Origin of the sequence: Neobacillus sp. GCM10023253 (assembly GCF_042653105.1) — a bacterium.
Taxonomy (GTDB): Bacteria; Bacillota; Bacilli; order Bacillales; family Cytobacillaceae; genus Neobacillus; species Neobacillus citreus.
In genome coordinates, this window is record NZ_JBHSHV010000019.1 from 50,608 (window position 1) to 74,703 (window position 24,096).

The 24,096-nt window shown below is 41.0% G+C and carries 20 protein-coding genes; 18 read left to right on the plus strand and 2 right to left on the minus strand.

All coding sequences use genetic code 11. The features are described from left to right. The first annotated feature begins 77 nt into the window (after positions 1-77). The 5 genes from yhbH (at position 78) to menC (ending at position 6,161) form a co-directional block, all read left to right on the plus strand. A complete protein-coding gene (yhbH, locus tag ACFPA1_RS21540; RefSeq protein ID WP_378585425.1) occupies positions 78-1,247 on the plus strand; it encodes a sporulation protein YhbH in 1,170 nt (389 codons plus the stop codon). Positions 1,248-1,436: 189 nt separating this feature from the next. Beyond that, entirely contained in the window at positions 1,437-2,285 is an 849-nt protein-coding gene (locus ACFPA1_RS21545; protein WP_378585428.1) for a MurR/RpiR family transcriptional regulator, read from the plus strand. A 40-nt stretch (positions 2,286-2,325) separates the two neighbouring features. Then, complete coding sequence (locus ACFPA1_RS21550; protein WP_378585431.1) at positions 2,326-3,459, plus strand: amidohydrolase; 1,134 nt, start codon at positions 2,326-2,328, stop codon at positions 3,457-3,459. 15 nt (positions 3,460-3,474) lie between these two features. Beyond that, positions 3,475-4,959, plus strand: a complete 1,485-nt coding sequence (locus tag ACFPA1_RS21555) for an amino acid permease (RefSeq protein WP_213141171.1) — start codon at positions 3,475-3,477, stop codon at positions 4,957-4,959. Positions 4,960-5,054: 95 nt separating this feature from the next. After that, entirely contained in the window at positions 5,055-6,161 is a 1,107-nt protein-coding gene (menC, locus tag ACFPA1_RS21560; protein WP_378585434.1) for an o-succinylbenzoate synthase, read from the plus strand. 422 nt (positions 6,162-6,583) lie between these two features. Here the strand turns inward: menC and nagE are convergent, their stop codons facing one another. Beyond that, a complete protein-coding gene (gene nagE / locus ACFPA1_RS21565; RefSeq protein WP_378585437.1) occupies positions 6,584-8,476 on the minus strand; it encodes an N-acetylglucosamine-specific PTS transporter subunit IIBC in 1,893 nt (630 codons plus the stop codon). A gap of 253 nt (positions 8,477-8,729) precedes the next feature. Here nagE and nagA point away from each other — a divergent pair, with 253 nt between their 5' ends. The 5 genes from nagA (at position 8,730) to ACFPA1_RS21590 (ending at position 13,370) form a co-directional block, all read left to right on the plus strand. Further along, complete coding sequence (gene nagA / locus ACFPA1_RS21570) at positions 8,730-9,929, plus strand: N-acetylglucosamine-6-phosphate deacetylase (RefSeq protein ID WP_378585440.1); 1,200 nt, start codon at positions 8,730-8,732, stop codon at positions 9,927-9,929. Continuing rightward, on the plus strand, positions 9,926-10,663 hold the full coding sequence (gene nagB / locus ACFPA1_RS21575) for a glucosamine-6-phosphate deaminase (protein ID WP_213141167.1): 738 nt from the start codon (positions 9,926-9,928) through the stop codon (positions 10,661-10,663). The genes nagA and nagB overlap by 4 nt, the downstream gene beginning before the upstream one ends. Before the next feature lie 59 nt (positions 10,664-10,722). Then, a complete protein-coding gene (locus tag ACFPA1_RS21580; RefSeq protein WP_213141166.1) occupies positions 10,723-11,445 on the plus strand; it encodes a GntR family transcriptional regulator in 723 nt (240 codons plus the stop codon). Between the two features lie 19 nt (positions 11,446-11,464). Next, positions 11,465-12,202, plus strand: coding sequence for an SIS domain-containing protein (locus tag ACFPA1_RS21585; RefSeq protein WP_213141165.1), 738 nt, complete (start codon positions 11,465-11,467; stop codon positions 12,200-12,202). A gap of 418 nt (positions 12,203-12,620) precedes the next feature. Further along, the gene (locus ACFPA1_RS21590) at positions 12,621-13,370 is read left to right on the plus strand and encodes a CAP domain-containing protein (protein WP_213141338.1); all 750 of its coding nucleotides are present in this window, start codon (positions 12,621-12,623) and stop codon (positions 13,368-13,370) included. Between the two features lie 45 nt (positions 13,371-13,415). Here ACFPA1_RS21590 and ACFPA1_RS21595 read toward each other — a convergent pair whose 3' ends face one another. Next, a complete protein-coding gene (locus tag ACFPA1_RS21595) occupies positions 13,416-14,678 on the minus strand; it encodes a sensor histidine kinase (RefSeq protein ID WP_213141164.1) in 1,263 nt (420 codons plus the stop codon). 128 nt (positions 14,679-14,806) lie between these two features. On the opposite strand from ACFPA1_RS21595, the gene ACFPA1_RS21600 reads away from it, so the two are divergent. The 8 genes from ACFPA1_RS21600 (at position 14,807) to ACFPA1_RS21635 (ending at position 24,049) form a co-directional block, all read left to right on the plus strand. Next, the gene (locus tag ACFPA1_RS21600; RefSeq protein WP_213141163.1) at positions 14,807-15,094 is read left to right on the plus strand and encodes a hypothetical protein; all 288 of its coding nucleotides are present in this window, start codon (positions 14,807-14,809) and stop codon (positions 15,092-15,094) included. A gap of 573 nt (positions 15,095-15,667) precedes the next feature. Further along, a complete protein-coding gene (locus ACFPA1_RS21605) occupies positions 15,668-16,165 on the plus strand; it encodes a TRAP transporter small permease (protein ID WP_213141162.1) in 498 nt (165 codons plus the stop codon). A 2-nt stretch (positions 16,166-16,167) separates the two neighbouring features. After that, positions 16,168-17,463 (plus strand): TRAP transporter large permease, encoded by a 1,296-nt coding sequence (locus tag ACFPA1_RS21610; protein ID WP_213141161.1) that lies wholly within the window; start codon positions 16,168-16,170, stop codon positions 17,461-17,463. Between the two features lie 62 nt (positions 17,464-17,525). Continuing rightward, positions 17,526-18,563: a TRAP transporter substrate-binding protein gene (locus ACFPA1_RS21615; RefSeq protein WP_213141160.1), complete on the plus strand. Its 1,038-nt coding sequence runs from the start codon at positions 17,526-17,528 to the stop codon at positions 18,561-18,563. A 100-nt stretch (positions 18,564-18,663) separates the two neighbouring features. Then, positions 18,664-20,499 carry a sensor histidine kinase gene (locus ACFPA1_RS21620; RefSeq protein ID WP_213141159.1) on the plus strand — a complete coding sequence of 612 codons (1,836 nt, stop codon included), beginning with the start codon at positions 18,664-18,666 and terminating at the stop codon, positions 20,497-20,499. A gap of 60 nt (positions 20,500-20,559) precedes the next feature. After that, a complete protein-coding gene (locus ACFPA1_RS21625; protein ID WP_213141158.1) occupies positions 20,560-21,306 on the plus strand; it encodes a response regulator transcription factor in 747 nt (248 codons plus the stop codon). Between the two features lie 228 nt (positions 21,307-21,534). Beyond that, a complete protein-coding gene (gene uxaC / locus ACFPA1_RS21630) occupies positions 21,535-22,941 on the plus strand; it encodes a glucuronate isomerase (RefSeq protein WP_213141157.1) in 1,407 nt (468 codons plus the stop codon). A 103-nt stretch (positions 22,942-23,044) separates the two neighbouring features. Next, positions 23,045-24,049: a LacI family DNA-binding transcriptional regulator gene (locus ACFPA1_RS21635; protein ID WP_378585452.1), complete on the plus strand. Its 1,005-nt coding sequence runs from the start codon at positions 23,045-23,047 to the stop codon at positions 24,047-24,049. The last annotated feature ends 47 nt before the right edge of the window (positions 24,050-24,096 follow it).

Here is a 24,096-nt window from a genome sequence, read left to right on the forward strand (position 1 = left end):
TTTCCATTCGCGTTATTGTATGTTTTTTGATAAAAATGTGTGATTATTTGAAAGATTTCATTAAGGAGGGGTTTTCAATGTCAGTCAATAACCATCAATTTGTGATTTCGAAAGAAGATTGGTCCCTCCACCGTAAAGGCCACGATGACCAGCAGCGCCATCAAGAAAAAGTCCAAGAGGCTATTCGCAATAATTTACCAGATCTAATTACAGAAGAGAGTATTATCATGTCTAACGGTCGAGATGTGGTAAAAATTCCGATACGTTCTTTGGACGAATATAAAATTCGATATAATTATGATAAAAACAAACACGTGGGCCAAGGTGACGGTGAGAGTCAAGTAGGGGACGTTGTAGCGCGTGACGGATCAAACAGCGGCCAAAAAGGTCCAGGCAAAGGGCAGGGCGCCGGAGACCAAGCGGGAGAGGACTATTTCGAGGCGGAGGTTTCTCTAATGGAGCTTGAAGAAGCCCTTTTCAAGCAATTGGAGCTGCCAAATTTAAAGAAAAAAGAAGACCAGGAAAATCTCGTTGAAAACATTGAATTCAACGATATCCGAAAAACAGGGCTGATGGGCAATATCGATAAAAAGCGGACGATGATGACTGCTTTTAAGAGAAATGCGATGAACGGGAAACCGGCATTCCATCCTATTTACAAGGAAGATTTGAAATTTAAAACTTGGAATGAAGTGGTGAAGCCGGATTCTAAGGCTGTGGTGCTAGCGATGATGGATACAAGCGGTTCGATGGGAATATGGGAAAAGTATATGGCACGAAGTTTCTTCTTCTGGATGACCCGTTTCTTACGGACAAAATATGAAACGGTTGAAATTGAATTTATTGCCCACCATACCGAGGCGAAGGTAGTATCTGAGGAAGACTTTTTCTCAAAAGGGGAAAGCGGCGGTACAATCTGCTCCTCTGCATACAGGAAAGCTCTTGAGATTATTGAAACGAAATACAATCCACGCAAATATAATATTTATCCATTCCACTTTTCAGACGGAGATAATCTCACATCAGATAATGCGCGCTGCGTAAAGCTGGTGGAGGAATTAATGAAAGTATCCAATATGTTTGGCTATGGAGAAGTTAATCAATACAACCGTCACTCTACTCTAATGTCCGCCTACAAAAACATCAAAGATGAGCATTTCCGCCACTATATCCTCAAGCAGAAAGCAGACGTATTCCACGCGATGAAAAGTTTCTTCCAAAAAGAGGAGAATGAAGTATTTGCATAACAAAAGGCAGGTGCCAGACACCTGCCTTTTTTCGTGTAATGAGATGTTGTGGGTTTTTGAATTATCTAAACAATTGAAATTTTTCTTTGAATTTTGACGAATTTGTGATAGTGTAATCTTAAATAAAGGATTTCCTGCAACAAATAATATGAATGAAGGATTACCTTCATTCCCCAGTGAGGTGATGGAATGGACTCACAATCATTTCAACAAAGGCTTAAAGAAAAATTCCCTGATTTGTCGACAGGTCAAAAAAAAGTGGCTAACTACCTGATTGAACATCTTAACCAAGCTGCCTTTAAAACGGCCTTTCAAATCGGCCGTCAAGCAGCAGTGAGTGAAACCACAGTGATTCGCCTTTCGTATGCATTGGGCTTTGAAAGCTTTAGTGAGATGCAGGCTGTCATTCAAGAAGAGCTGCTCCGCGAAAATCAAGCTGCCATTGGCGAGCAGACCATTATGCCGATTGGCTCTAGCGACCCTTTTAAGAGAGTCATCTTAAACGAGATTCAGATTTTAAAACAATTGATTAATAGAAGAAATGTCCAGGAGATTTGGAAAGCGGTTGATGCGCTTATAAAGGCAGATCAAGTGTTAATCGCCGGACATATGCTTTCACATGCTGCGGCCTATTGGTTTTCCTTTATGCTTGGTTCAATTAGAGACCATGTAAACTTATGCTCCCCAACAGGGGATTTTATCGAGAAATTATCTAATCTGACCAAAGATTCTGTTGTTGTCGTATTTTCCTTCTCAAGGTATTCCACTCAAACCATAAAGCTGGCTGAGTATGTGGCGGAAAATGGAATATGCTTAATTACGGTGACAGACCGGATGCTTTCCCCAGTTGGGAGAATTTCCGATATTGTCTTGACCACTGAAGAAAATGTCCAGACGGGAAGCAATTCGATTGCATCGGTCATTAGCTTAGTTGATTTAATTATTGAAGGCATTCATGAAAAAGACCAGGAGCGGATTCGGGCCCATCAGCAAAAATTAGAAGAAATGTATTCAAATTTTAATGTTTTTAGTGAATAATTCACGAGCAGAAACAGAAATGAGAAATGAGATGTTGATAATGAATCCAATTGATTATATTGAGCAGAACAAAGAATTACTAGTTCAAACCTATCACGATTTACATATAGTGGCGGAGCCGAGCTGGGAAGAGAAAAAAACATCACAATATTTAGTGAACCGCCTGAAAAATGCAGGCCTTCTCGTCAAGACGTATCCCACCCATTACGGAATTGTCGCCGAGATTCCCGGACAATCGGACGAGATAATCGCTTTAAGAGCAGACCTGGACGCGCTTCTGCAGGAAGTGGATGGTGTGGTAAAGGCCAATCATTCATGCGGACATGATGCCCACAGTACGATGGCTCTTTATTCGGCCTTGGCTCTAGCTGCGAGTGGCATGAAACCGAAGCATACGCTAAGATTTATTTTTCAGCCTGCTGAAGAAAAAGGCGAAGGTGCCCTTCAGATGATGGAGGACGGTGCACTAGAACAGGTTAAATTGTTGTTTGGCGTTCACCTGCGCCCGCAATTTGAGGTTCCTTATTCGCATGCATCACCTGTGATTATCCACGGTTCTGCGGGGACAGTGAAAGGGACGATTAAAGGCAGACAAGCCCATGCGGCACGTCCGCAAGACGGGATCAATGTCATTGAAGCGTCGGCGCTGATTGTCCAGAAGCTTAAGGGGATTAAGATTGAAACAAAGCTGCCTTATTCCATCAAAATGACCCAGCTGTCCACTGATAACGAATCATCTAATGTTATTCCGGAAACGGCGGGCTTTACCATTGATGCCAGAGCCCAGTCCAATGAGGTTATGGATATCCTAACACAACGGACTCATGAAATCATGGAGCAAGTAATGGAGGAAACAGGTGCTTTTGTTCAGTGGAAGATGGAAGAGTATGTTCCTGCAGCTGTTAAGAATGAACAAGCTATGAAATTTGCTGAAAACGCTATCAAAGATATTCTTGGGGAACATCAGGTGGTGCCTGTCTGTGTTTCTCAAGGGGGTGAGGACTTCCATTTTTACACAGTGAAAAATCCAGGGCTTCCTGCTACAATGATTGGATTGGGCTGTGGCCTTGCTCCCGGCCTGCATCATCCAAAGATGACTTTTCAATTAGATGCACTGCATTATGGCGCGAAAATCTTAACAAGAACCATAATGCTTGCTTTAGAAGAATACTAAAAAAAGAGGTGTTTTATGCAAAATACTGCTCGTAAAGTAGATGCTGTTGTTCAAGCTTCCCCCCAAGGAAAAGAACATTTAGAACGTAAGCTCAAAACCAGACATTTAACGATGATCGCCATCGGCGGTACGATTGGTACGGGTCTGTTCCTGGCAAGTGGTGCAACCATACATGATGCCGGTCCTGGCGGTGCGCTTGCAGCCTATATGATCGCGGGAATTATGGTTTATTTTCTAATGACCAGCTTGGCTGAAATGGCAGCCCTTATTCCGATTTCCGGATCGTTTTCGACCTATTCAGCAAGGTTTGTGGACCCTGCTCTTGGCTTTGCGGTCGGCTGGAACTATTGGTACAATAACGCAATCATTCTGGCCTTGGAATTATCTGCGTCTGCATTAATCATGAAATACTGGTTTCCTAATACACCGGGAATCGTATGGAGTGCAAGTTTTCTAGCTATTATTTTTGCCTTAAATATTTTATCTGTTAAAGGATATGGAGAAGCAGAATTCTGGTTTTCACTAATCAAGGTTGTCACGATTATTGTTTTCATCGCCATTGGTTTATTAATGATTTTTGGAATCATGAGCGGTCATACTGGCGGATTTGAAAACTTCACAAAAGGGGAAGCACCATTTAAAGGCGGCCTGTTTGCCATCTTCAGTGTTTTCATGGTAGTCGGATTTGCCTTCCAAGGAACGGAAATGGTCGGTGTTGCTGCGGGTGAAAGTGAAAATCCTGAAAGGGATATGCCGCGTTCCATCAAACAAATCTTTTGGCGGATTCTTTTGTTCTATGTTCTCGCGATTTTTGTTATTGGTGCATTAATCAGTTACAAAGATCCAAATTTATTAGGCGGCGATTTGGAAAATATTGCAGTCAGTCCGTTTACACTTGTGTTTAAACACGCAGGATTTGCATTTGCCGCTGCGGCTATGAATGCTGTTATTCTAACTTCAGTTTTATCGGCAGGGAATTCCTCTTTATATGTAGGCTCTCGTGTCCTTTGGACGCTTGCTGAGGAAGGCAAAGCACCAAAATTTTTGAAAAAAGTGAGCAAAGGCGGCGTACCGGTTAACGCCATTTATTTAACTACGTTAGTCGGAATGTTATGCTTCCTTACGTCCCTGTTTGGCGACGGAACGGTTTATAATTGGTTATTAAATGCTGCAGGTTTGGCAGGATATCTTTCATGGTTAGCTATTTCCATAACTCACTACCGGTTTAGAAAAGCTTATAAAGCCCAAGGCAGAGCTATGAAAGACTTGCCTTATGTCGCCAAATGGTTCCCATTAGGTCCAATTTTGGCTACAGCATTATGTTTAGTCGCGATGCTCGGCACCAACTATGGAGCCTTTATTGGCGACAAGATTGACTGGTATGGAATTGCTGTTTCCTACATTGGATTGCCATTATTTATCCTGGGTTATTTAAGTTATAAAATCACGAAGAAATCGAAAATGGTTCCACTTCAAGAGTGTGATTTCAGCCACGAATAAATTTGCCTGCCAAACCGCCGGAATCCGGCGGTTTGGCTTTTTGAAAAATTATGAAATAATGAAGGATATACATATCAATGGAGGAGGGGCACTAGGTGAAAATAAAACAAGTAATCTTGCGTCATTTAAAGATGGATCTGCTTTACCCATTTGTAACAAGTTTCGGGGCAGAGTATGATAAAGATTTTATCCTTGTTGAGATCATGAATGAGGATGGGCTTGTTGGCTGGGCTGAGAATGTGGCTATGCCGACTCCTTATTATAATGAAGAAACAGTCAAAACCAACTGGCACATGCTGGAGGATTTTCTGATTCCGATTTTATTAAATAGTGAAATTCACCATCCAGATGAACTTGCTGAGAAATTTGCTCATATTCGCGGCAACTATATGGCGAAGGCATGCCTGGATATGGCTGTTTGGGATTTATACGCTAGAGAGCAAAATGCATCGCTGGCAAGTGTGCTCGGAGGAACGAAAAAAACAATCGATGTGGGCGTGAGTATCGGCATCAAGGATTCCATTGAGGCAACATTGGATGTCATTGAACAGCGCCGTGCGGAAGGCTATAAACGCTTTAAGTTAAAAATTAAGCCGGGCTGGGATGTTGAATTAATTGATAAGGTTCGTAAAGTTTTCCCGGAGATCCCGCTCATGGCGGACGCGAATTCCGCTTACACATTAGCGGATATGAATTTACTAAAAGCTCTGGATGACTATAATCTTATGATGATTGAGCAGCCTTTGGCGTACAATGATATTATTGACCATGCTGAATTGCAGGCTAACTTAAAAACGCCAATTTGCCTTGATGAAAGCATTCATTCGCTTGAGGATACAAAGAAGGCTTTGAAATTGGGAAGCTGTAAAATTATTAATGTAAAGGTCGGCCGTGTCGGCGGTTTAACGGAGGCTAAGAAAATCCATGACTACTGCCTGGAGCGCAATGTCCAACTTTGGTGCGGCGGTATGCTCGAGGCAGGTGTCGGCAGGGCCCACAATATCGCCATGACCGCCATGCCTGGATTTACCCTTCCTGGGGATACAGCCGGTTCGTCCCTTTACTGGGCAGAAGATATCATTGAGCCGGAGGTCATTGCTGAAAATGGAACGATCACCGTTCCAACTACACCTGGAATGGGATATGAAGTTAGCATGGATAAAGTTAAAAAATATACTTTATATAGCAAGACATATCGCTGATAGAAATCGACAGGTTTGGGCCTGGCGACTCAGATTGTCGAGATTTTTCTCGGCAATTTTTTATTTTGTCTAACCTAAAGGAGTTAGGGTTTGGCGAGTAAAATCTTGATTTGGGCGAGTAAATTTTGAAATCAGGCGAGTAAAAGTCAAAAGTTGACGAGTAAATCCTAGTTTTTGACCAGTAAATCCTCCAATCAAGCGAGTAAATTTTAAAAAGGTATTTTTTAGATCTCATATGTTACCTGTCCAGGCTCGCCGCCTGGCTTTTTGGGGTGAATTTCCCCTGAGAAATAAGTTTGGAAAGTAAATCAGGTATTCCGGTAAGTATATGGCTAAAAAGTGTAAATAAAATCATGAATAATCAAAATATTGAAAAGCCAAAAATAAAAGGCCATCGAAAGTTTTTCGACAGCCTTTTATTTCTATTCAATTGATAAGATTCCGCTCTTACCTTGTTCCGCTTTTCCAAGCTTCTTTACATTTAATTTTGTTAAATTTGTGAAGATAACTGGTGTTACAACAGATGGTACGGATTTCTTAACAAAATCCAAATCAAACTTCAGAATTTCTTGACCATTTACTACTTGCTGGCCCTCGTGAACAAGTACGTTAAATCCTTCACCTTTTAAATTAACGGTATCCAAACCGATATGGATTAAAATTTCATAACCTTGCTTCGATTTGATGCCAATCGCATGTTTCGTTGGAAACACATTCATTATTTTCCCGTCTACAGGTGAAACAACAACCCCGTTGGCAGGCACAATGCCAAAGCCGTCACCCATCATTTTTTGCGAGAATACCTGATCAGGAACCTCGGATAGCGGGATGATTTCCCCTTCAATAGGCATCACAAAGTCTTTATCAGTCAGCGGCTGGAGACCGTTTGAAACTACAGGTGTGTTATCTCCAACGTTTTTATCGATATTTACCACATTCATATCCATTTTCTTCATGGCATCAGCCACAAATTCAACCTCAGTGCCGACAACAACCTGAAGGTTCGTTTTATTCAATTTCATGATCCCTTTAGCTCCATGCACTTTCAAGGCAGAATCGTTAACTTTATCCATATCCTTCACATTTAAGCGGAGGCGGGTTGTACAGTTATCAATCGTTGTAATGTTTTCTCGGCCGCCGATATCATTGATGAAATGGTAGGCCATTGTTTCATATTTGTCGCCGCGAGCAGTTGTGACAGCTGGGGCTTCTGAAATTTCTTCCACAGCTTCGTCCTCACGTCCTGGTGTTTTAATATCAAGTGCCTTAATTAAGAAATAGAAAATGGCGAAATAAATAACAGCATAAACAAGGCCGACAACTAATAACAAGATAGGTTTTTCAGCGATATTGAAATTTAACAAATAGTCGATCGCACCTGCTGAAAAAGTAAATCCATCCCTAATTCCTAAAAGGGAAGTAATCCACATGGACAACCCTGTTAAGACAGCGTGAATTCCGTATAGCAGTGGTGCGATAAACATGAAAGAAAATTCTATTGGTTCGGTAATACCAGTTAAGAATGACGTTAACGCCAGGCCGATAAACATCCCTGAAGTTGCTTTTCGCTTTTCCGGTTTAGCCGCAGCAATAATGGCAAATGCTGCTGCCGGAAGTCCAAACATCATAATTGGGAAGAATCCGGTCATGTATCCTCCAGCTGTTGGATCGCCTGCGAAGAAGCGGGCAATATCCCCGGCCTTGCCTTGAAACTCGCCAAACTGGAACCAGAATAAGCTATTTAATACATGGTGCAAACCTAAAGGAATAAGCAAGCGGTTTAAGAATCCGAAAATACCGGAACCAACAGCGCCTAAGCCAATAATCCAGTTGCCAACGCCATTAATCGCATCCTGGATCGGCGGCCAAACAAACCCAGCAATTCCCGCTAAAATGACCATCGCTACGGATGTAATAATCGGAACAAAACGTCTGCCGCTAAAGAATCCTAACCACTCAGGAAGCTTCACATCACGGTAGCGATTGTAAAGCAGTCCCGCGATAATCCCTGTGAGAATCCCTCCAAGGACACCCATATTGATGTTTTTATCGATTGCTTTTGTTCCTTCTGTTAAAACTAAATACCCAATGGCACCAGCCAATGCTGCGGCGCCGTTATTATCTTTAGCAAATCCCATTGCGACCCCAATCGCAAATATCAAAGCAAGGTTAGCAAAAATGGCATTCCCCGCATTGGCAATAAACGGTATATCCAATAAATCAGGCTGCCCAAAACGGAGCAGCAATCCCGCAGCCGGCAATACGGCGATAGGGAGCATGAGTGCTTTACCAATTCGTTGTAAAAAGCCTAACATGATGTTTTCTCTCCTTTTATCAAAAGATAATCTTAGCTGAAAGCGCTTTTCGTGAACAAATATACCACCAGCTGATTATAGATGTCTATACCAATTTAAAAATGTTATTTTTTAAAATTATTCAAATACTTGATAAATCAATGTTTATAAAGGTTGGAAGCGTTCTGATGTATTTTCTAAATAAAAATTGGTATAGACAACTAGAAAAAAGTAATGCTAATATTAAGTGAGAATCTGAAAGGAAGTAATGAAAATGAACCATATAGATAATCTTATCTTAATTAAAGATATAAAAATCTATACAGAAGATCGCATTATTGAAAAAGGATATATAAAAATTGAAAATAACCACATCATCGAAGTTGGGAGATTAGAGGATCTTTCCAATGAAGAAAACTTTGAAATAATTGAGGTTCCTTCTAATTATATGGCGGTACCGGGATTCATTGATGTCCATATTCATGGAGTGAACGGTGCCGATACGATGGATGCAACAAAAGAAGCCTTGGACAACATGGCGTCGTCTTTGCCTGGTGAAGGAACAACAAGCTTTTTAGCCACCACCATGACCCAGGAACCAGAACAAATCGAAAAAGCCGTTATCAATGCTGGTGAATATATTTCCAATCAACCGGATAAAGGACAGGCAGAAATTCTTGGGATCCATTTGGAAGGGCCGTTTGTCAATGCCAGCCGCGCAGGAGCACAGCCTACCCAATACATCATAGATCCAAATCTCTCATTATTAAAAGAGTGGCAAGAACGATCCAATGGAATGATTAAACTTGTCACCTTAGCTCCCGAGCGGCCAGGCGGTTTAGAGATGGTCCGTTATTTAAGGGAAAACGGTATTATTGCTTCCATCGGACATTCGGATGCCACCTTTGAAGAGGTAGGGGAAGCAGTAAAAGCCGGTGCCAATCATGTAACACATTTATTCAATCAAATGAGAGGCCTTCATCATCGTGAACCCGGCATAGTGGGTGCTGCCTTTTTGCATGAAGAGTTAAAGGCAGAGATGATTGTTGATGGGGTGCATGTTCATCCGGAAATGGTCAAACTTGCCTTTAAACAAAAACAGAGTGAAGGAATTATCTTAATTACTGACTCGATGCGGGCTAAATGCTTGAAAAATGGCCATTATGACCTTGGCGGCCAAGAGGTAACCGTGAAAGATGGCAAAGCTACACTTGCGGATGGCACTCTGGCCGGCAGTATTTTGAAATTGGGACATGCAGTAAAAAATGTCCTATCATTTACAGGCTGTACTCTTGAAGAGGCTGTTCAAATGGCTTCCGTGAATCCGGCAAAACAGCTAAATATATATGACAAGAAAGGCAGCATTGCGGCAGGAAAAGATGCGGACATCGTCATTCTTGATAACAATATGGAAGTCTTCATGACTCTTTGCCGGGGAGCAGTTGCTTTTAAAAAGGAGGCAGAAACAAAATGAAAATTATTGAAGTCAAAGATTATAACGAAATGAGTCTGAAAGCGGCAGAATATATCATCGAAAAAGTTATAAATAATCCTAAAATAAAGCTTGGTCTAGCTACAGGCGGTACTCCTGTTGGAACGTACAAAAATTTAATTGCCGATCATCGGAAGAACGGAACTTCCTACCAACACGTTACAACGTTTAATCTGGATGAATATATAGGGCTTTCCGGCGACAATAAAAACAGCTATCGTTATTTCATGAATGAGCAATTGTTCAACCATATCAATATCCATGATAGTAAAACCTTTATTCCGCGAGGGATTGTTAAAGATATGCAGGCTGAATGTCTTTATTATGACGATTTAATCGAAAAACATGGCGGGATTGATTTGCAACTGCTGGGAATTGGCCAAAACGGTCATATCGGCTTTAATGAACCAGGAACCTCCTTTCGTTCCAACACGCATGTTGTTCAGTTAGCGCCGTCAACCATTCAAGCTAACGCCAGATTTTTTAACAATATAGAGGAAGTACCAACCAAAGCTATTACTATGGGGATTGCTTCCATATTAAGAAGCAAGGAAATTTTACTTTTAGTTTCTGGAGAATCCAAGAATGATGCCATGTTTAAGCTGTTAAATGGGGAATTAACAGAAAGTTTTCCAGCCTCTGCTCTGAAAAAACATCCTTATGTTACAATAATTGCAGATAAAGCGGCTGTTGCGGGTTTAAAGCTGCCTTGTTAAAGGCAGGCATTAGGACATCCAAACGTCCCGAGTAAAGAGAGAAAGGTGTTAATGGCAAAATGATTAATAAGAACTCCCCCATTCCTATTTATTATCAATTGGAAGAGCATATTAAAGAGTTAATTGAAAAAGGGGAACTACTGCCGGGAGATGCCCTTCCTCCAGAACGGGAATACGCTGAAAAGTATAAAATCAGCCGAATGACGGTGAGGCAGGCCTTTACGCAGCTCGTCAATGAAGGCTATTTATATCGCTTGCAAGGAAAGGGAACCTTTGTTGCGGAGCGGAAAATCGAGCAGCCCCTGCAAGGATTAACCAGTTTTACCGAGGATATGAAGACACGAGGAATGATTCCGGGGAGTCAGTTAATTCATTTTGAAATTATTCCAGCATCGAAACAAGTTGCCAGTCAGCTTTCCATTTCGGAGTTTGCTCCAGTATATGAAATCAAAAGGATTCGTTTGGCAGATGGTGTTCCCATGGCGTATGAAACGAACTACATTTCAGCCAATCTTATTAAGGGACTTACAGAACAAATTGTCAATCAATCGTTATATGCTTATATTGAAGGACAGTTACATTTAAAAATCGACAGCGCCTCCCAGATGATCGAGTCTTCGATTGCGAATCAAAATGAAGCAAAATTGCTTAAAATCAGCAAAGGCGCACCTGTCATGCTCATACAGCGAAACACTTACTTAAAGGATGGGACTCCTGTTGAGTTAGTAAAGTCAGTTTATCGGGCAGACCGGTACAAATTCATGATTCAGATGAAGAGATAAAAATGATGGAGAATTTGCTATGTTCAATCAATACTTTGAAAAACTAAAAGAGCTATTGACCACCGTTGAAGAGGTGGAAGAAAAAAGCATAAAAGCGGCAGCAAACGAGATTGCTAAGTGTATTGAAAATGATGGAATTGTGCATGTATTTGGCTGCGGCCACTCTCACATGATTGGGGAGGAGCTTTTTTACCGTGCTGGCGGATTGGTTCCGATCAATCCTATCCTGATCGAAGACCTTATGCTTCATAAAGGAGCGGTACGTTCGTCTCAACTGGAACAGCAAAATGATTTTGCCGATTCATTTATGGGGGACATCAGTATAGCGCCAAATGATGTCGTTATGGTTGTTTCTACATCGGGAAGAAATCCGGTCCCAATCGATGTTGCAAAATGGGCCAAGAAAGAAAAGGCTTTTGTCATTGCCATTACTTCACTTGCTTATCCAAAAACTGTTTCGTCCCGACATAAAGACGGACAGTATCTATTTCAAGCTGCGGACCTTGTCATCGATAACCACATTCCTTTAGGGGATGCCATGATGGAGCTGCCAAATTTGGAAGTCTCGTTTGGGTCGGGTTCCACTGTTGTGGGCACAGCGATTGCCAATGGAATTATGGTCGAGGCGGTAAATATGATGGTGGAACATCAGTTTACTCCGCCTATCTTTAAAAGCGGCAATGCTGATGGTGCGGCTGAACATAATCGTGAGTTAATCAATAAATATAAAAACAGAATTCCTATGCTGGATAAATAAAGCATTTCATTACTCAAAAAGCTTGCGAAATCGCGGGCTTTTTTTGTGTTTTAAGACGTTAATTTCCATTAATACTTTCCTTAAGAAATTTAGAAAATAAGTAAGCAAGCGAAAAATTTTTCAAAAGGGGGTATTACAATTGATAAAAAAATCAGCTAGCTTAGCTTTAACTGCCATGCTTACAATGGGATTGGCCGCTTGTAACAATGACAGAAATGACATTAACGATCGCAACAGGGTGGCTCTGGATACGAACAACCGAAATAATGGCATTTTCGATGTTCGTAATGGCAGGGATGATGGGATTGACCATAATGGTCCACTGACGGAAGATTATACAAATAATGACAACAACGACCCGGATTTCGATGCAAATCTGTTTAATGATAATCGAAAAATAAGACGAACCAATGATGATATGGTTTCGGCTTATTTCACGAATTTGGACAGCGATCAATATCCACACACGAGAGCTGTTTTAATCAAGGATGCCAAATATCAATTTGTCCGTCTTGACCCTAGTCAAGGCAATTGGTTCCAATCGGGCGTGATTGAGCAGGCACAGCCATTCCTGCAGTCTCAGATGCCAAACATAAACGTGCCGACGCCAGCACCAGCACCGAAGCAGACTCAACCGGCACCGGCACCAGCACCAGCACCAGCACCAAAGCAGACTCAACCGGCACCAGCACCGGCACCGGCACCGGCACCAGCACCGGCACCGAAGCAGACGACACCGGCGCCGCAGCCTAAGGCACCAGCCAAAAGTACTGCACCGGCTACTGGCACAGTCGGTCAATATGCGCAGCAGGTGATTGATTTAACGAATGCCCAGCGTAGCAAAAATGGGCTTCCAGCTTTAAAGGCGGATACACAGTTAAGCAGTGTCGCTCAAAAGAAGGCCCTTGATATGCAGCAAAACCACTATTTCTCTCATACAAGCCCAACGTATGGCTCACCATTTGACATGATGAGGGACTTTGGTGTCACTTATAAATCAGCAGGAGAAAATATTGCGCAAGGACAGCGGACCCCACAAGAGGTAGTGAATGCCTGGATGAACAGTGAAGGCCACCGCAAAAACATTCTCAGCCCTAACTTTACTCATATTGGTGTAGGGTTTGAAGAAACAGGCAAGCATTGGTCGCAGATGTTTATCGGTAAGTAAGAAAACACAAAAAAACCGACGGCACGAATGTACCGTCGGTTTTCATCATATTTGATTTTTAAAAATGGATGTAAGAGTGGGAAATTTGAATAAAAAGGTTGTCCCTACGCCTTCTTTGCTTTCTACCGAAATGGTTCCACCCATGGCCCGGACAATACTGTAGACAACCATCATACCAAGGCCTGTGCCATTTTTCCCTTTTGTCGAGTAAAACGGCTCTCCAAGCCGTTCGATTTGTTTGTCTGTCATGCCCATGCCTGTATCATTGACACAGATCGTTACATAGGTTTGATTAAATTCAGTTGATACACTCAAATATCCTCCATTGGGCATTGCTTCAATGGCATTTTTTAAAACATTCACAAAGCATTGGCGAAATTTTTGCCGATCTCCTTTAATCATTCCAATAACTGAAAAGTCGGTAATAATCTCGACAGAATTTTGTTTGGCTAAAGGCTGGACAATATTGATGATTTGCTTGAGTTCACTTTTAAGATTAAGCTCCTCGTACGTTTCGATGGAAGGCTTGGCAAAAGTCAAATAATCTTGGATGACTCTTTCTGCAGAATTTAGTTCTTCCTTGACGATGGATAAGTATTCTTTTCTCTTTTGCCTCGGGAGATGGTCATCCTCCAAAAGCTGTACAAATCCGCTTGCCGCCGTCAAAGGATTCCTGATTTCATGTGAAATGGCCGCACCCATTTGTTCCACCGCTTTTAACTTTTCCGCCTTTACTAATTGCTGTCTCATTTCAATATTTTTTTGAATGAATTCAATAGCATAGGAGATAATTCCAATTCCAAGTGCGGGGATTATTAAATATGCGATCCAAACATCGAGCCAATAAGCATGGGTATCCGATAATACCATGCCCATCACTGTCAAAGCACTCAAAGTCATTCCGAAGCAAATAGATATGAAAATGCGTCTTCCAGGACCTTGCTTCCAAAACCATGGGAAAATCCGCCAAACAACAATGGCATAGGGAATAAAAAGCAGGGTCGTTAAGAATAAGCCAGAATTAATTCCAAAAAAGCTTCTCATAATAATGGCAGCCGCTACCAAAATCGGACCAATACCTATATATAATCCGCCAATGACGAGTGGGATGATTCTTAAATCGAATCTAGCGGAAGAAATAGGATTATAGGAAAATTGGATGCAAATCCACAGCATCACAATAAAAAATACGATATACGAGGACTTAGAAAGGGTAATCTTTTTACTTTTGTCGACAAAAATAAAACTGAAAAAGAGAAAGATGATTAAAATGGATAGATTTAAGAAAAGATGTTTTGTTACTTCCATTAACTTCACCATCCAAATGACCTGTTAGGAAAATTTTACAGGTAAATTCAGCAGGTTTCAACAAATTTTACCTTTTTTTTCTCAAAATTACGACAAATATGTGGAAAAAGTATATCGGAGGGATTCAAATGGTTCATTTACTCTATTATGCTACACCTATCTTAGCCGCTTTTATCGTTTTCGGACCCATCTTTTTATTTAAATCATCAACCATTTCGGAGAATAAATCCAAGTATTATGAGGCATTGGCAGAATTGGAAAAGGACCCGGAGAATGAGAACTTAAAATTAAGTGCGATCGAATTGGGACGCAAATTTTACGGTTCTGCAAGAATCACTGGTACCGCAACAACGTTCGATGAAGCCATCATAAATTGTGAAATTCACGCTTGCGAAATGAATGAAGCAGAAGCGTAGTACAAAGGAGATTTAAAAACTTAAATTACCAAATTTAAATTGATTGTCCCTGTTAATGGGCCTGTTGATTTCCGCTCCGGGCACTCGCTTTCCGCGGGGAGGTCCTGGAGCCTCCTCGGCGCTGTAGCGCCTGTGGGGTCTCCAGTGACCTCTATTTCCCGCAGGAGTCGAGTGCCCTCCGCTCCAATCAACAGGGAGGTAAATCAACCTGCATTTTAGCCATACACTTTTTCCAACCTTGCTAAGTGTGCAGCCTTTATGAGAGACATTTTCTCTTGGATTCCTTTGTATTTGTCCTTCATCGGTCTTATGAGGGACATTTCCCTCGAAGATTCCTTCAATTGTGTCCTTCTTCATTCTTGTTGAAATGCTTCATATGGCTAATCCCCTGTTCTTCTTTTTTAAAAAATTAGTCCATTTTTTGTCGAATTTGTGAGCTGACCTAAAAAAAGTATAAAAAAATCTAAAATCAGCAGGGTTAACGATAGGAATGAAAACATTTACAATAATTTTAGAAAGCACTTACAAAATCAAGAAGAATTAAAAAAGTCAAAAAAAGAGGGGGATTAGATAGTGAACGCGCTAAAACGATTTTGTCTGTTCATTGATAGTCTTTTTGAAAAAGTGGCGATAGGCTCACTGGTCGTCATGATTATCATCGTAACACTGCAGGTTTTTACTCGAAAATTGTTTAATTTCGTACTGTTTTGGTCAGAGGAAGTTACTCTGTTATTGTTATGCTGGTTTTCGTTTATGGGAATTGCCATAGGCGTTCGTGAAAAACTGCATTTAGCCATTGAATCCTTTACCGCAAAACTGCCTCCAGCGGTGATTAAGGTCATCGATAAAGTGGTATCGTTTGCAACGATGGCATTCGGTTATTATTTGCTGAAATATGGCTGGGATTTTACCGTTTTAATGAGTGAATCGACTCTGCCAGCAACAAAATTATCTAATGCTTGGGAATATGCGGTCATGCCGATTACCGGTTTCATGATGATCATTTACGCTTTCTTGCAATTAATTGGTGTTGACACTAGAAGACATAACGTAGAGGGTGGTGGCCACTAACAATGGATCAAACAACAATTGCCATAATCATTCTGCTTTCAAGCTTTGTTATCATGCTGCTGCTGCGTTTTCCGGTGGCGCTGACATTGGCAGGTTCAACTGTTCTCACTATGATTTACTTGAACATGCCGCTAGAGGTAATTGGACAACGGATGATTCAGGGTGTAAACTCATTTGCATTATTAACAATCCCGTTCTTTATTCTGGCTGGCCAGTTAATGAATGAAGGGGGCTTAGCCGCTCGCTTAATTAACTTCGCGATGCTAATAGTTGGCCGGGTCCGCGGCGGTTTGGCAATGGTAAACGTCCTTGCCTGTCTATTGTTCGGAAATATCTCGGGTTCTGCTGCTGCTGACGTATCGTCAATTGGTTCAGTAATGATTCCGATGATGAAGAAAAAAGGATACAGTAAAGAATTTGCAACTGGCTTAACTTCTGCTGCTGCGATTCAGGGTGTAGTTGTTCCGCCAAGCCATAACTTAATTTTGTACTCTCTTGCTTCCGGCGGTGTGTCCATTGCAACCTTATTTATGGCGGGTGTAGTACCAGGAATCCTGCTTTGTGTAACGCTTATGATTGTAAGCCGCATTTTGGCTATCCGCCAAGGCTTCACTCAAACAACTGTCATTGACAAAAAAGATAGACCAAAAGTCATTAAAGATGGAATTATTTCAATCATGCCGATCGTGATCATCTTGGGTGGAATATTCTCGGGCTGGTTTACAGCATCGGAATCAGGTGCTATCGCTGTTTTATATGCGGTCATTGTAACATTCTTTGTCTTCAAGGAAATTCCGTTCAGCCGGATGTGGCATATCTTGATTCGTACCTTCAGGACGGTTTCCATGGTATTGTTCCTGATTGCAGCATCCAATGCTTTAGGTTATGTACTAGCATTCTTACAAATTCCTAATATGGTAACAGATGGATTGTTAAGTATCTCTGATAATCCGATTATTATCCTATTAATTATCAACGTATTGCTGCTCATCCTCGGATGCGGCATGGACATGGCACCGCTTATCCTGATTATGACACCAATCTTGCTTCCTGTTGTTACGGCAATGGGTATGGATCCGGTTCATTTCGGTATCATTCTAATGTTGAACTTGGGAATTGGACTTCTAACACCTCCGGTTGGAACGGTTCTTTTCATTGGCTCCGCCATAGGCGAAGTCCCAATCATGAGAGCCGCCAAGGCAATGGCACCGTTTGGATTGGTGCTGCTGGCAGCATTGATGCTTTTAACCTATGTTCCAAGCATCTCACTATGGCTGCCACATGTGTTAGGCCATTAAAATCGGTTTCAAAAGTTATCTATATATCTAATTAATTTTAAAATTTAGAAGGGGGATTTATAATGAAGAAGTCTACAAAACGTTTATCAGCAACGCTAAGTACAGTCCTTGGGGCAAGTTTAATTCTTGCTGCATGTGGTGGAACGGCAGATAAAGCAAAAACTGATGGAGATAAAGGCGCAAAATCAGAAGGAAAAACATACTCTTTCCGTTTGGCTGATACACATCCTGATAACTATCCAACTGTATTAGGAGATAAGAAATTTGCTGAGCTTGTGAACAAAAAATCAGATGGCCGCATTAAAATTAGCGTATTCCCGAACGGCTCGCTTGGCGATGAGAAATCTGTCATTGAACAAGTTCAATTGGGAGCGGTTGAATTCACACGTGTAAGTGCCGGACCATTGGCTGAATTCAGTAAACCTCTAGGTGTATTCAGTCTTCCATATATCTTTGACAGTTCCGAACATGAATGGAAATTCTTAAACAGTGACAAGGGTAAGGAAATGTTAAAGAGCTTAGAAGCTTCAAAAATGGAAGGTCTTGCCTACTATGATTCTGGTGCACGAAGCTTCTATTCTACTAAACCTATCAAGAGCGTTGATGACTTGAAAGGCCAAAAAATCCGTGTACAACAAAACCAGATTAATATTGACCTAATTGCAGCACTAGGCGGCAGTGCCACTCCAATGCCTTACGGAGAAGTATTCAGCTCACTTCAAACAGGCGTTATCGATGGAGCTGAAAACAATACACCAAGCTATGTTTCTGCTAACCATTATCAGGTAGCTAAGAATTTAATTCTTGACGGTCACCAGCGTGTACCTGAGATTCTACTAGCCAGCAAAACTGTTTGGGATAAATTAAGTGATGCAGATAAAAAGATTATCCAGGAAGCTGCTACTGAATCAGTGAAAACAGAACGTGCAGAATGGGATAAAATGGAGAAAGATTCCCAGAAGAAAATTGAAGAGTCTGGTGTGAAGATTGTTGAGGTTAAAGATGTTAAGCCTTGGCAAAATAAAGTTAAGCCTGTAATCGATAAGTATCGTGCTGACTATAAAGATGTTCTTGATGCCATCGACGCAGCTAGAAAATAATTTTAAATGTAAGGAAAAAATAACTGGAGAGACTATGCTTAAAATGAATTCATTTTGCATAGTCTTTCTTTTTTCATGTAACATAGAAATAAGGTGAGTTATGGAACATTTTAGAAGAAATATGTTGGAGCGGCTAGCGCACGCACTGCTCTTGAAAGATCAGTCACTGGTTCGTAAGCTGTTTGTTTTTTCTGCACTTTTTGTGATTGTGCCGATTAGTTTTATCGGCTTTTTTTCCTACCAGAAATCAGTGGAAGTACTTGAGAGTGAAGCACGTTCATACAGCTGGCAAATCATCAGGCAGGTAAATACCCATATTGAGTATTATGTGGGTGATTTTGAGATTGAAATATTAAAAATTTTGAATAACCAAGCGGTGAATCGGTTCCTCCAAATGACGACCGAAGAGGAATTAAACTCAAGTGGCGGGACAGCTAATATCAAAAAGGTGTTGCAAAATGCTGCCTATTCAAGATCGGACATAGCTAACATTACAATTTCCTTGAATCATGTCGCTACAGTCGATGCAATCGATGTCCGCTACAATCGGTTTCATCCAATGGAGGCGTTTCAACCGAAGTTTTTTGATAGAATCCTGCCCGAAACAGCTGAACCAGTTATTTTTACACGTACACTTGAAGATAACGAGAACAAAGAACATGTTATCTCCATTGCCAGAAGATTGTTTAGCCCAAAAACCCTGAAACCGGTCGGTTTTATAGTGGTAGATGTTAATTTTAAGAGGTTTAAGGAAATTGCCAGCCAAGTCAATATTGGTCATTCCGGGTTTATGTATATTGTAGATTCACAGGGAAACTACGTCTATAATCCAGACTTTTCCCAACTGGGGAAGAAGGCGTCACTGCAAAATATGCAAAAAATTCTTCAAGGGGAGAGCGGTTCCTTTGTTACAAGCGGGGAACAAAAGAAATTACTCACCTATAACCATTCCGGGTTTCTTGGTTGGACTGTCATCACAGCCATTCCCTATAAAGAGCTAATCAAGAGTTCTGTCAATATTCGAAATACCATTTTTATTATGGCGGTCATCACCATGCTGATTGCTATCATCCTCGGTGCGGGTTTGGCAGAAAATATCATAAAGCCGATAATCGGATTGCAAAAAATGATGAGGCGAGTGGAAAAGGGAGATTTCAGCGGCCAGGTCGAGGTTTTATCTAAAGATGAGATTGGCGATCTAACACAAGGGTTTAATAAAATGCTCATCAGATTAAATGAGCTTGTAGATGAAGTATATCTTTCTAAAATCAGGGAAACGGAAATGCTGCTGCGTCAAAAGGAAATTGAATTGAAAGCACTTCAGGCGCAAATTAACCCGCATTTTTTGTTTAACTCTCTAGAAACCATTCGCGGAATGGCTTTGGAAAATGGAATGGAGGAAATATCGGATATTTCCGCGGCATTGGCCAAATTATTGCGTTATAATATTAATAATAATTCGCAAATCGTAAAGTTGGACGAAGAAATTCTCCACACAAAGGTATACCTTCGCATACAGAAGCATCGTTTTGCTGATAAATTCGAGTATGAATTCTCGATTCCTGACTGGGCGAAAAAACAGACCATTGCCAAATTTTCGATTCAGCCGATTGTTGAAAATTCCTTTAAGCATGGGCTTGAACCGTCCGGAGGCATCTCAAAAATCAGTATCACGGCGCTTGAGGAATCAGAGGAGGCCTATATTATTAGAATTCAGGACAATGGAGTGGGGATTTCTCCGCTGAGGCTGGAAGAAATCCGCCAGAATCTAAGACAAAAAGATGTCATGGAAGGCGGGCCCGGAATCGGTATGGTGAATGTACATCGAAGAATTGTTCACCTTTTTGGCGACGAGTATGGCATCAGCGTTGAAAGCAAGGAAGGCATTGGTGCAGTCATAAGCATTCGCTTGCCTATGAACAGGCTTATCGGGTAGCTGATTGAAGGATCAGGAGTCAAGAACATAAATCTTTTTGTTTTATTGGGAAGTGATGGCATGTACACAATACTCTTGGTTGATGATGAGAAATGGGTTCGCACAGCACTGCGGCATACAATCGCCAAGGCAGAGCTGCCCTTTGAGGTAATCGGGGAATGCACCAATGGCTTGGAGGCTCTGGATTTTTTAAAGGAAAAGCCGGCTGATCTCGTTATGACAGACGTAAGGATGGCCGTGATGGACGGGTTAGCCTTCGTTACGGCATTGGCAAATGGCGAGTCTCGTACTGATTGTATTATGATCAGCGGTTACGATGATTTTAAGTATGTACAGCATGCCCTAAGGTCAGGGGTATTTGACTACCTGCTTAAGCCGGTAGAGCTTGAAGAATTGAAAGATTGTCTGGACAAATGGGTAAAGCATCGCCAGGAAAGTGAAGAAACGGCAGCTGCCCCCCAAAAAGAAGCCGATCCATCAGAATTATCCACCGTTGAGAAGGTCATTCAATACGTCAAAAGCAAAGTTCCAGGAGAGGTCACATTATCTGAAGCGGCCAACTACGTGCATTTGAATCCAAGTTATTTAAGTAAGCTTTTTAAAGATAAAACAGAACAGAACTTTGTTGACTTTGTTCTTGAAATCCGGATGAATGAAGCAAAAAAACTGCTTGAAAGAACCTCCTTAAGGATTTCTGAAATAGCGGATCGACTGGGTTATTCAGATATTACGTATTTTAGTAATTTATTTAAGCGTAAAACTGGAGTGACTCCATCTGAATATCGGAAGCGGGTCCGGACAAGCTAAACATTTCCTCCATCGTAAAACCTGTGTAGATTTTTTTCTATCCAGGTTTTACTTGGCATTTATTTGAAACCGATTGCAATCTATTCTGTTCTAAGGTAAAATAAAATCATAAATGTTAACGTTAACATTATGCTAAACTATCGAAAAAGGTTGCTACTAACTACAAATTTTTTTCAATCAATTTGTTAACGTTAACAATAATTTACTTACTAGGAAGATGGTGGACATATGCAAAACTTTATGGATGAAAATTTTCTATTGAAAAATGAAACTGCTGTCCGTTTATATCATGATTATGCAAAGCAAATGCCAATAATCGATTATCATTGCCATTTAAGTCCAAAGGAAATTTATGAAAATAAAACATTTAAAAATATTACCGAAGCTTGGTTATATGGTGACCATTATAAATGGCGTTTAATGCGGGCAAATGGGGTTCAAGAGGAATTCATTACCGGCAGCGCAAATGACTATGACAAATTCATGGCGTGGGCAAAAACCGTTCCAATGACAATTGGAAATCCGCTTTATAATTGGACTCATTTAGAATTACAAAGATTTTTCGGAATTTATGATTTACTTGATGAGGAAAGTGCTCCAGAAATTTGGGAGAAAGTAAATGCACAATTAAACAGTGAGGGCTTTGGCGCCAGGGATTTCATTACAAAATCAAATGTAAAAGTAGTTTGCACAACCGATGATCCTGTGGACAGCCTGGAATACCACCTCAAACTTAAAGAAGATTCAAGTTTTGCTGTCAAGGTTTTACCAAGCTTCAGACCTGACAAAGGATTAGAAATTAACCGTGATACATTCCTCCCATGGGTTGAAAAGCTGCAAGAGGTTTCAGGAGTGTCTATTCACTCTTATGATGACTATTTAACAGCACTTGAGTCAAGAATCATGTTCTTCCATTCTGTTGGCTGCTTGGTTTCTGACCATGCCATTGATCAAATGTTGTATGCTGACACTACGAAGGAAGAAGCAGCAGTGATTTTCAGCGAAGCCTTGAAGGGGAATAAAGTCTCCCTAGAAGATGAAAAGAAATTCAAAACCTATACCTTCAAGTTTTTAGGTAAACATTATGCGGAATTAGGCTGGGCTATGCAGCTTCACATTAATGCATTACGTAATACGAATTCAAAAATGTTTAAGGTATTGGGGCCGGATACGGGCTGGGATTCGATTAATGATGAGAACATTGCAAAGCCATTAGCTAAACTGCTGGATTTGATCGAACAGGAAAGCGGACTTCCGAAGACGATTATCTATTCATTAAATCCAAACGATAACAATATCATTGCCGCCATGATTGGCAATTTCCAAGGCGGTGGAGTCCCAGGGAAAATCCAATTCGGAACAGCCTGGTGGTTTAATGACAATAAAGCTGGCATGATTGAGCAAATGAAATCACTGTCCAATATGGGCCTATTCAGCCGCTTCATTGGCATGCTGACTGACTCAAGAAGCTTCTTATCCTATACAAGACATGAATATTTCAGAAGAATTGTCTGCGCCCTCATTGCTGAATGGGTAGAAAATGGCGAAGTACCTAATAACATCGAATTTTTAGGTAAAATTGTTCAAGGCATCAGCTATCAAAACGCAAACGAATACTTTGGCTTTGAATTATAATTTTCATGTAAAAGACGAGAGCGCAAATTTAGTCTCTCGTCTTTTCAAAAAGCGTTATTCCAAGTAAAATGAAAAGCGGAAGGTAAATAAAGGGTGAAACAAAATGGTTACAATTAAAGATATCGCGAGATTAGCAAATGTATCCCATACGACTGTATCCAGAGCCTTGAATGACAGTCCGCTAATCAAGCCAAATACGAAGAAAAAGATCCTTGACATAGCCGCTCAGCTTAACTATACACCAAACTTTAATGCCAAAAGCCTTGTCACTCAAAAGTCTTATACCATCGGCCTTTTCTTTACGAGCATATCCAATGGAACATCTTCCAGTTTCTTTGCTGATGCGGTAACTGGTGTAAATGCCGTCATCAATGAGGATTACAATTTATTCGTCAGAGGGATTGACGATTATGAAGACTTTTCCACGATTCATAGCAAAAGGTTCGACGGGATTATTTTAATGAGCCAAAGTGACGCTGATAATTCCTTTATTTATCATGTGTTAAATCAAAAAATTCCGCTTGTGGTGATGAATCGGGAAATCAATGATCAATCGATTATAAACATTCTATCGAACGACCACGAAGGTTCCTGCCATGCTGTAAACTATTTGATTGAAAATGGCCATTCGAATATTGCGATTATTGAAGGGATTACAGGCTTCCAATCCACACTGGAACGCAGGGAAGGCTACCTGCAGGCATTGATGGAAAATGATATCCCAATACGCAAGGAGTATATGGTAAAAGGAAATTATGACTTGCAAAGCGGATATGAAGCCATGGAAAATCTGCTCGCCTTAGACAATCCGCCTACCGCCGTCTTTTGCTCAAATGATGATATGGCAGTCGGTGCTCTCCATGCGGCATTTGCCAAAGGGTTAAAGGTTCCGGAGGATATTTCGATCACAGGCTTTGATGATATAGCCTCGGCACAGTATACAAACCCGCCTTTGACAACTGTCAAGAAACCAGTTGAAAAAATCTGTAAACTTGGCGCTGAAAAACTGTTTGAAGTGATTGAAAATAATCAACACAAAGGTGATAAGATTTTTGTTGAAACGGAATTAGTGATCAGAAAGTCTGTATCCGTATCCTTAGTGAAGTAAACTTATACCGTTTAAAGGGCGGGTAGCTTTTAAACGGTTTTATAAAT

What these genes read in the sequence shown, in the direction of transcription:
- yhbH (WP_378585425.1), top strand. Translation starts at nt 78, where the DNA reads ATGTCAGTCAATAACCATCAATTTGTGATTTCGAAAGAAGATTGGTCC.
- ACFPA1_RS21545 (WP_378585428.1), top strand. Translation starts at nt 1,437, where the DNA reads ATGGACTCACAATCATTTCAACAAAGGCTTAAAGAAAAATTCCCTGAT.
- ACFPA1_RS21550 (WP_378585431.1), top strand. Translation starts at nt 2,326, where the DNA reads ATGAATCCAATTGATTATATTGAGCAGAACAAAGAATTACTAGTTCAA.
- ACFPA1_RS21555 (WP_213141171.1), top strand. Translation starts at nt 3,475, where the DNA reads ATGCAAAATACTGCTCGTAAAGTAGATGCTGTTGTTCAAGCTTCCCCC.
- nagE (WP_378585437.1), bottom strand. Translation starts at nt 8,476, where the DNA reads ATGTTAGGCTTTTTACAACGAATTGGTAAAGCACTCATGCTCCCTATC.
- nagA (WP_378585440.1), top strand. Translation starts at nt 8,730, where the DNA reads ATGAACCATATAGATAATCTTATCTTAATTAAAGATATAAAAATCTAT.
- nagB (WP_213141167.1), top strand. Translation starts at nt 9,926, where the DNA reads ATGAAAATTATTGAAGTCAAAGATTATAACGAAATGAGTCTGAAAGCG.
- ACFPA1_RS21580 (WP_213141166.1), top strand. Translation starts at nt 10,723, where the DNA reads ATGATTAATAAGAACTCCCCCATTCCTATTTATTATCAATTGGAAGAG.
- ACFPA1_RS21585 (WP_213141165.1), top strand. Translation starts at nt 11,465, where the DNA reads ATGTTCAATCAATACTTTGAAAAACTAAAAGAGCTATTGACCACCGTT.
- ACFPA1_RS21590 (WP_213141338.1), top strand. Translation starts at nt 12,621, where the DNA reads ATGGTTTCGGCTTATTTCACGAATTTGGACAGCGATCAATATCCACAC.
- ACFPA1_RS21595 (WP_213141164.1), bottom strand. Translation starts at nt 14,678, where the DNA reads ATGGAAGTAACAAAACATCTTTTCTTAAATCTATCCATTTTAATCATC.
- ACFPA1_RS21600 (WP_213141163.1), top strand. Translation starts at nt 14,807, where the DNA reads ATGGTTCATTTACTCTATTATGCTACACCTATCTTAGCCGCTTTTATC.
- ACFPA1_RS21610 (WP_213141161.1), top strand. Translation starts at nt 16,168, where the DNA reads ATGGATCAAACAACAATTGCCATAATCATTCTGCTTTCAAGCTTTGTT.
- ACFPA1_RS21615 (WP_213141160.1), top strand. Translation starts at nt 17,526, where the DNA reads ATGAAGAAGTCTACAAAACGTTTATCAGCAACGCTAAGTACAGTCCTT.
- ACFPA1_RS21620 (WP_213141159.1), top strand. Translation starts at nt 18,664, where the DNA reads ATGGAACATTTTAGAAGAAATATGTTGGAGCGGCTAGCGCACGCACTG.
- ACFPA1_RS21625 (WP_213141158.1), top strand. Translation starts at nt 20,560, where the DNA reads ATGTACACAATACTCTTGGTTGATGATGAGAAATGGGTTCGCACAGCA.
- uxaC (WP_213141157.1), top strand. Translation starts at nt 21,535, where the DNA reads ATGCAAAACTTTATGGATGAAAATTTTCTATTGAAAAATGAAACTGCT.
- ACFPA1_RS21635 (WP_378585452.1), top strand. Translation starts at nt 23,045, where the DNA reads ATGGTTACAATTAAAGATATCGCGAGATTAGCAAATGTATCCCATACG.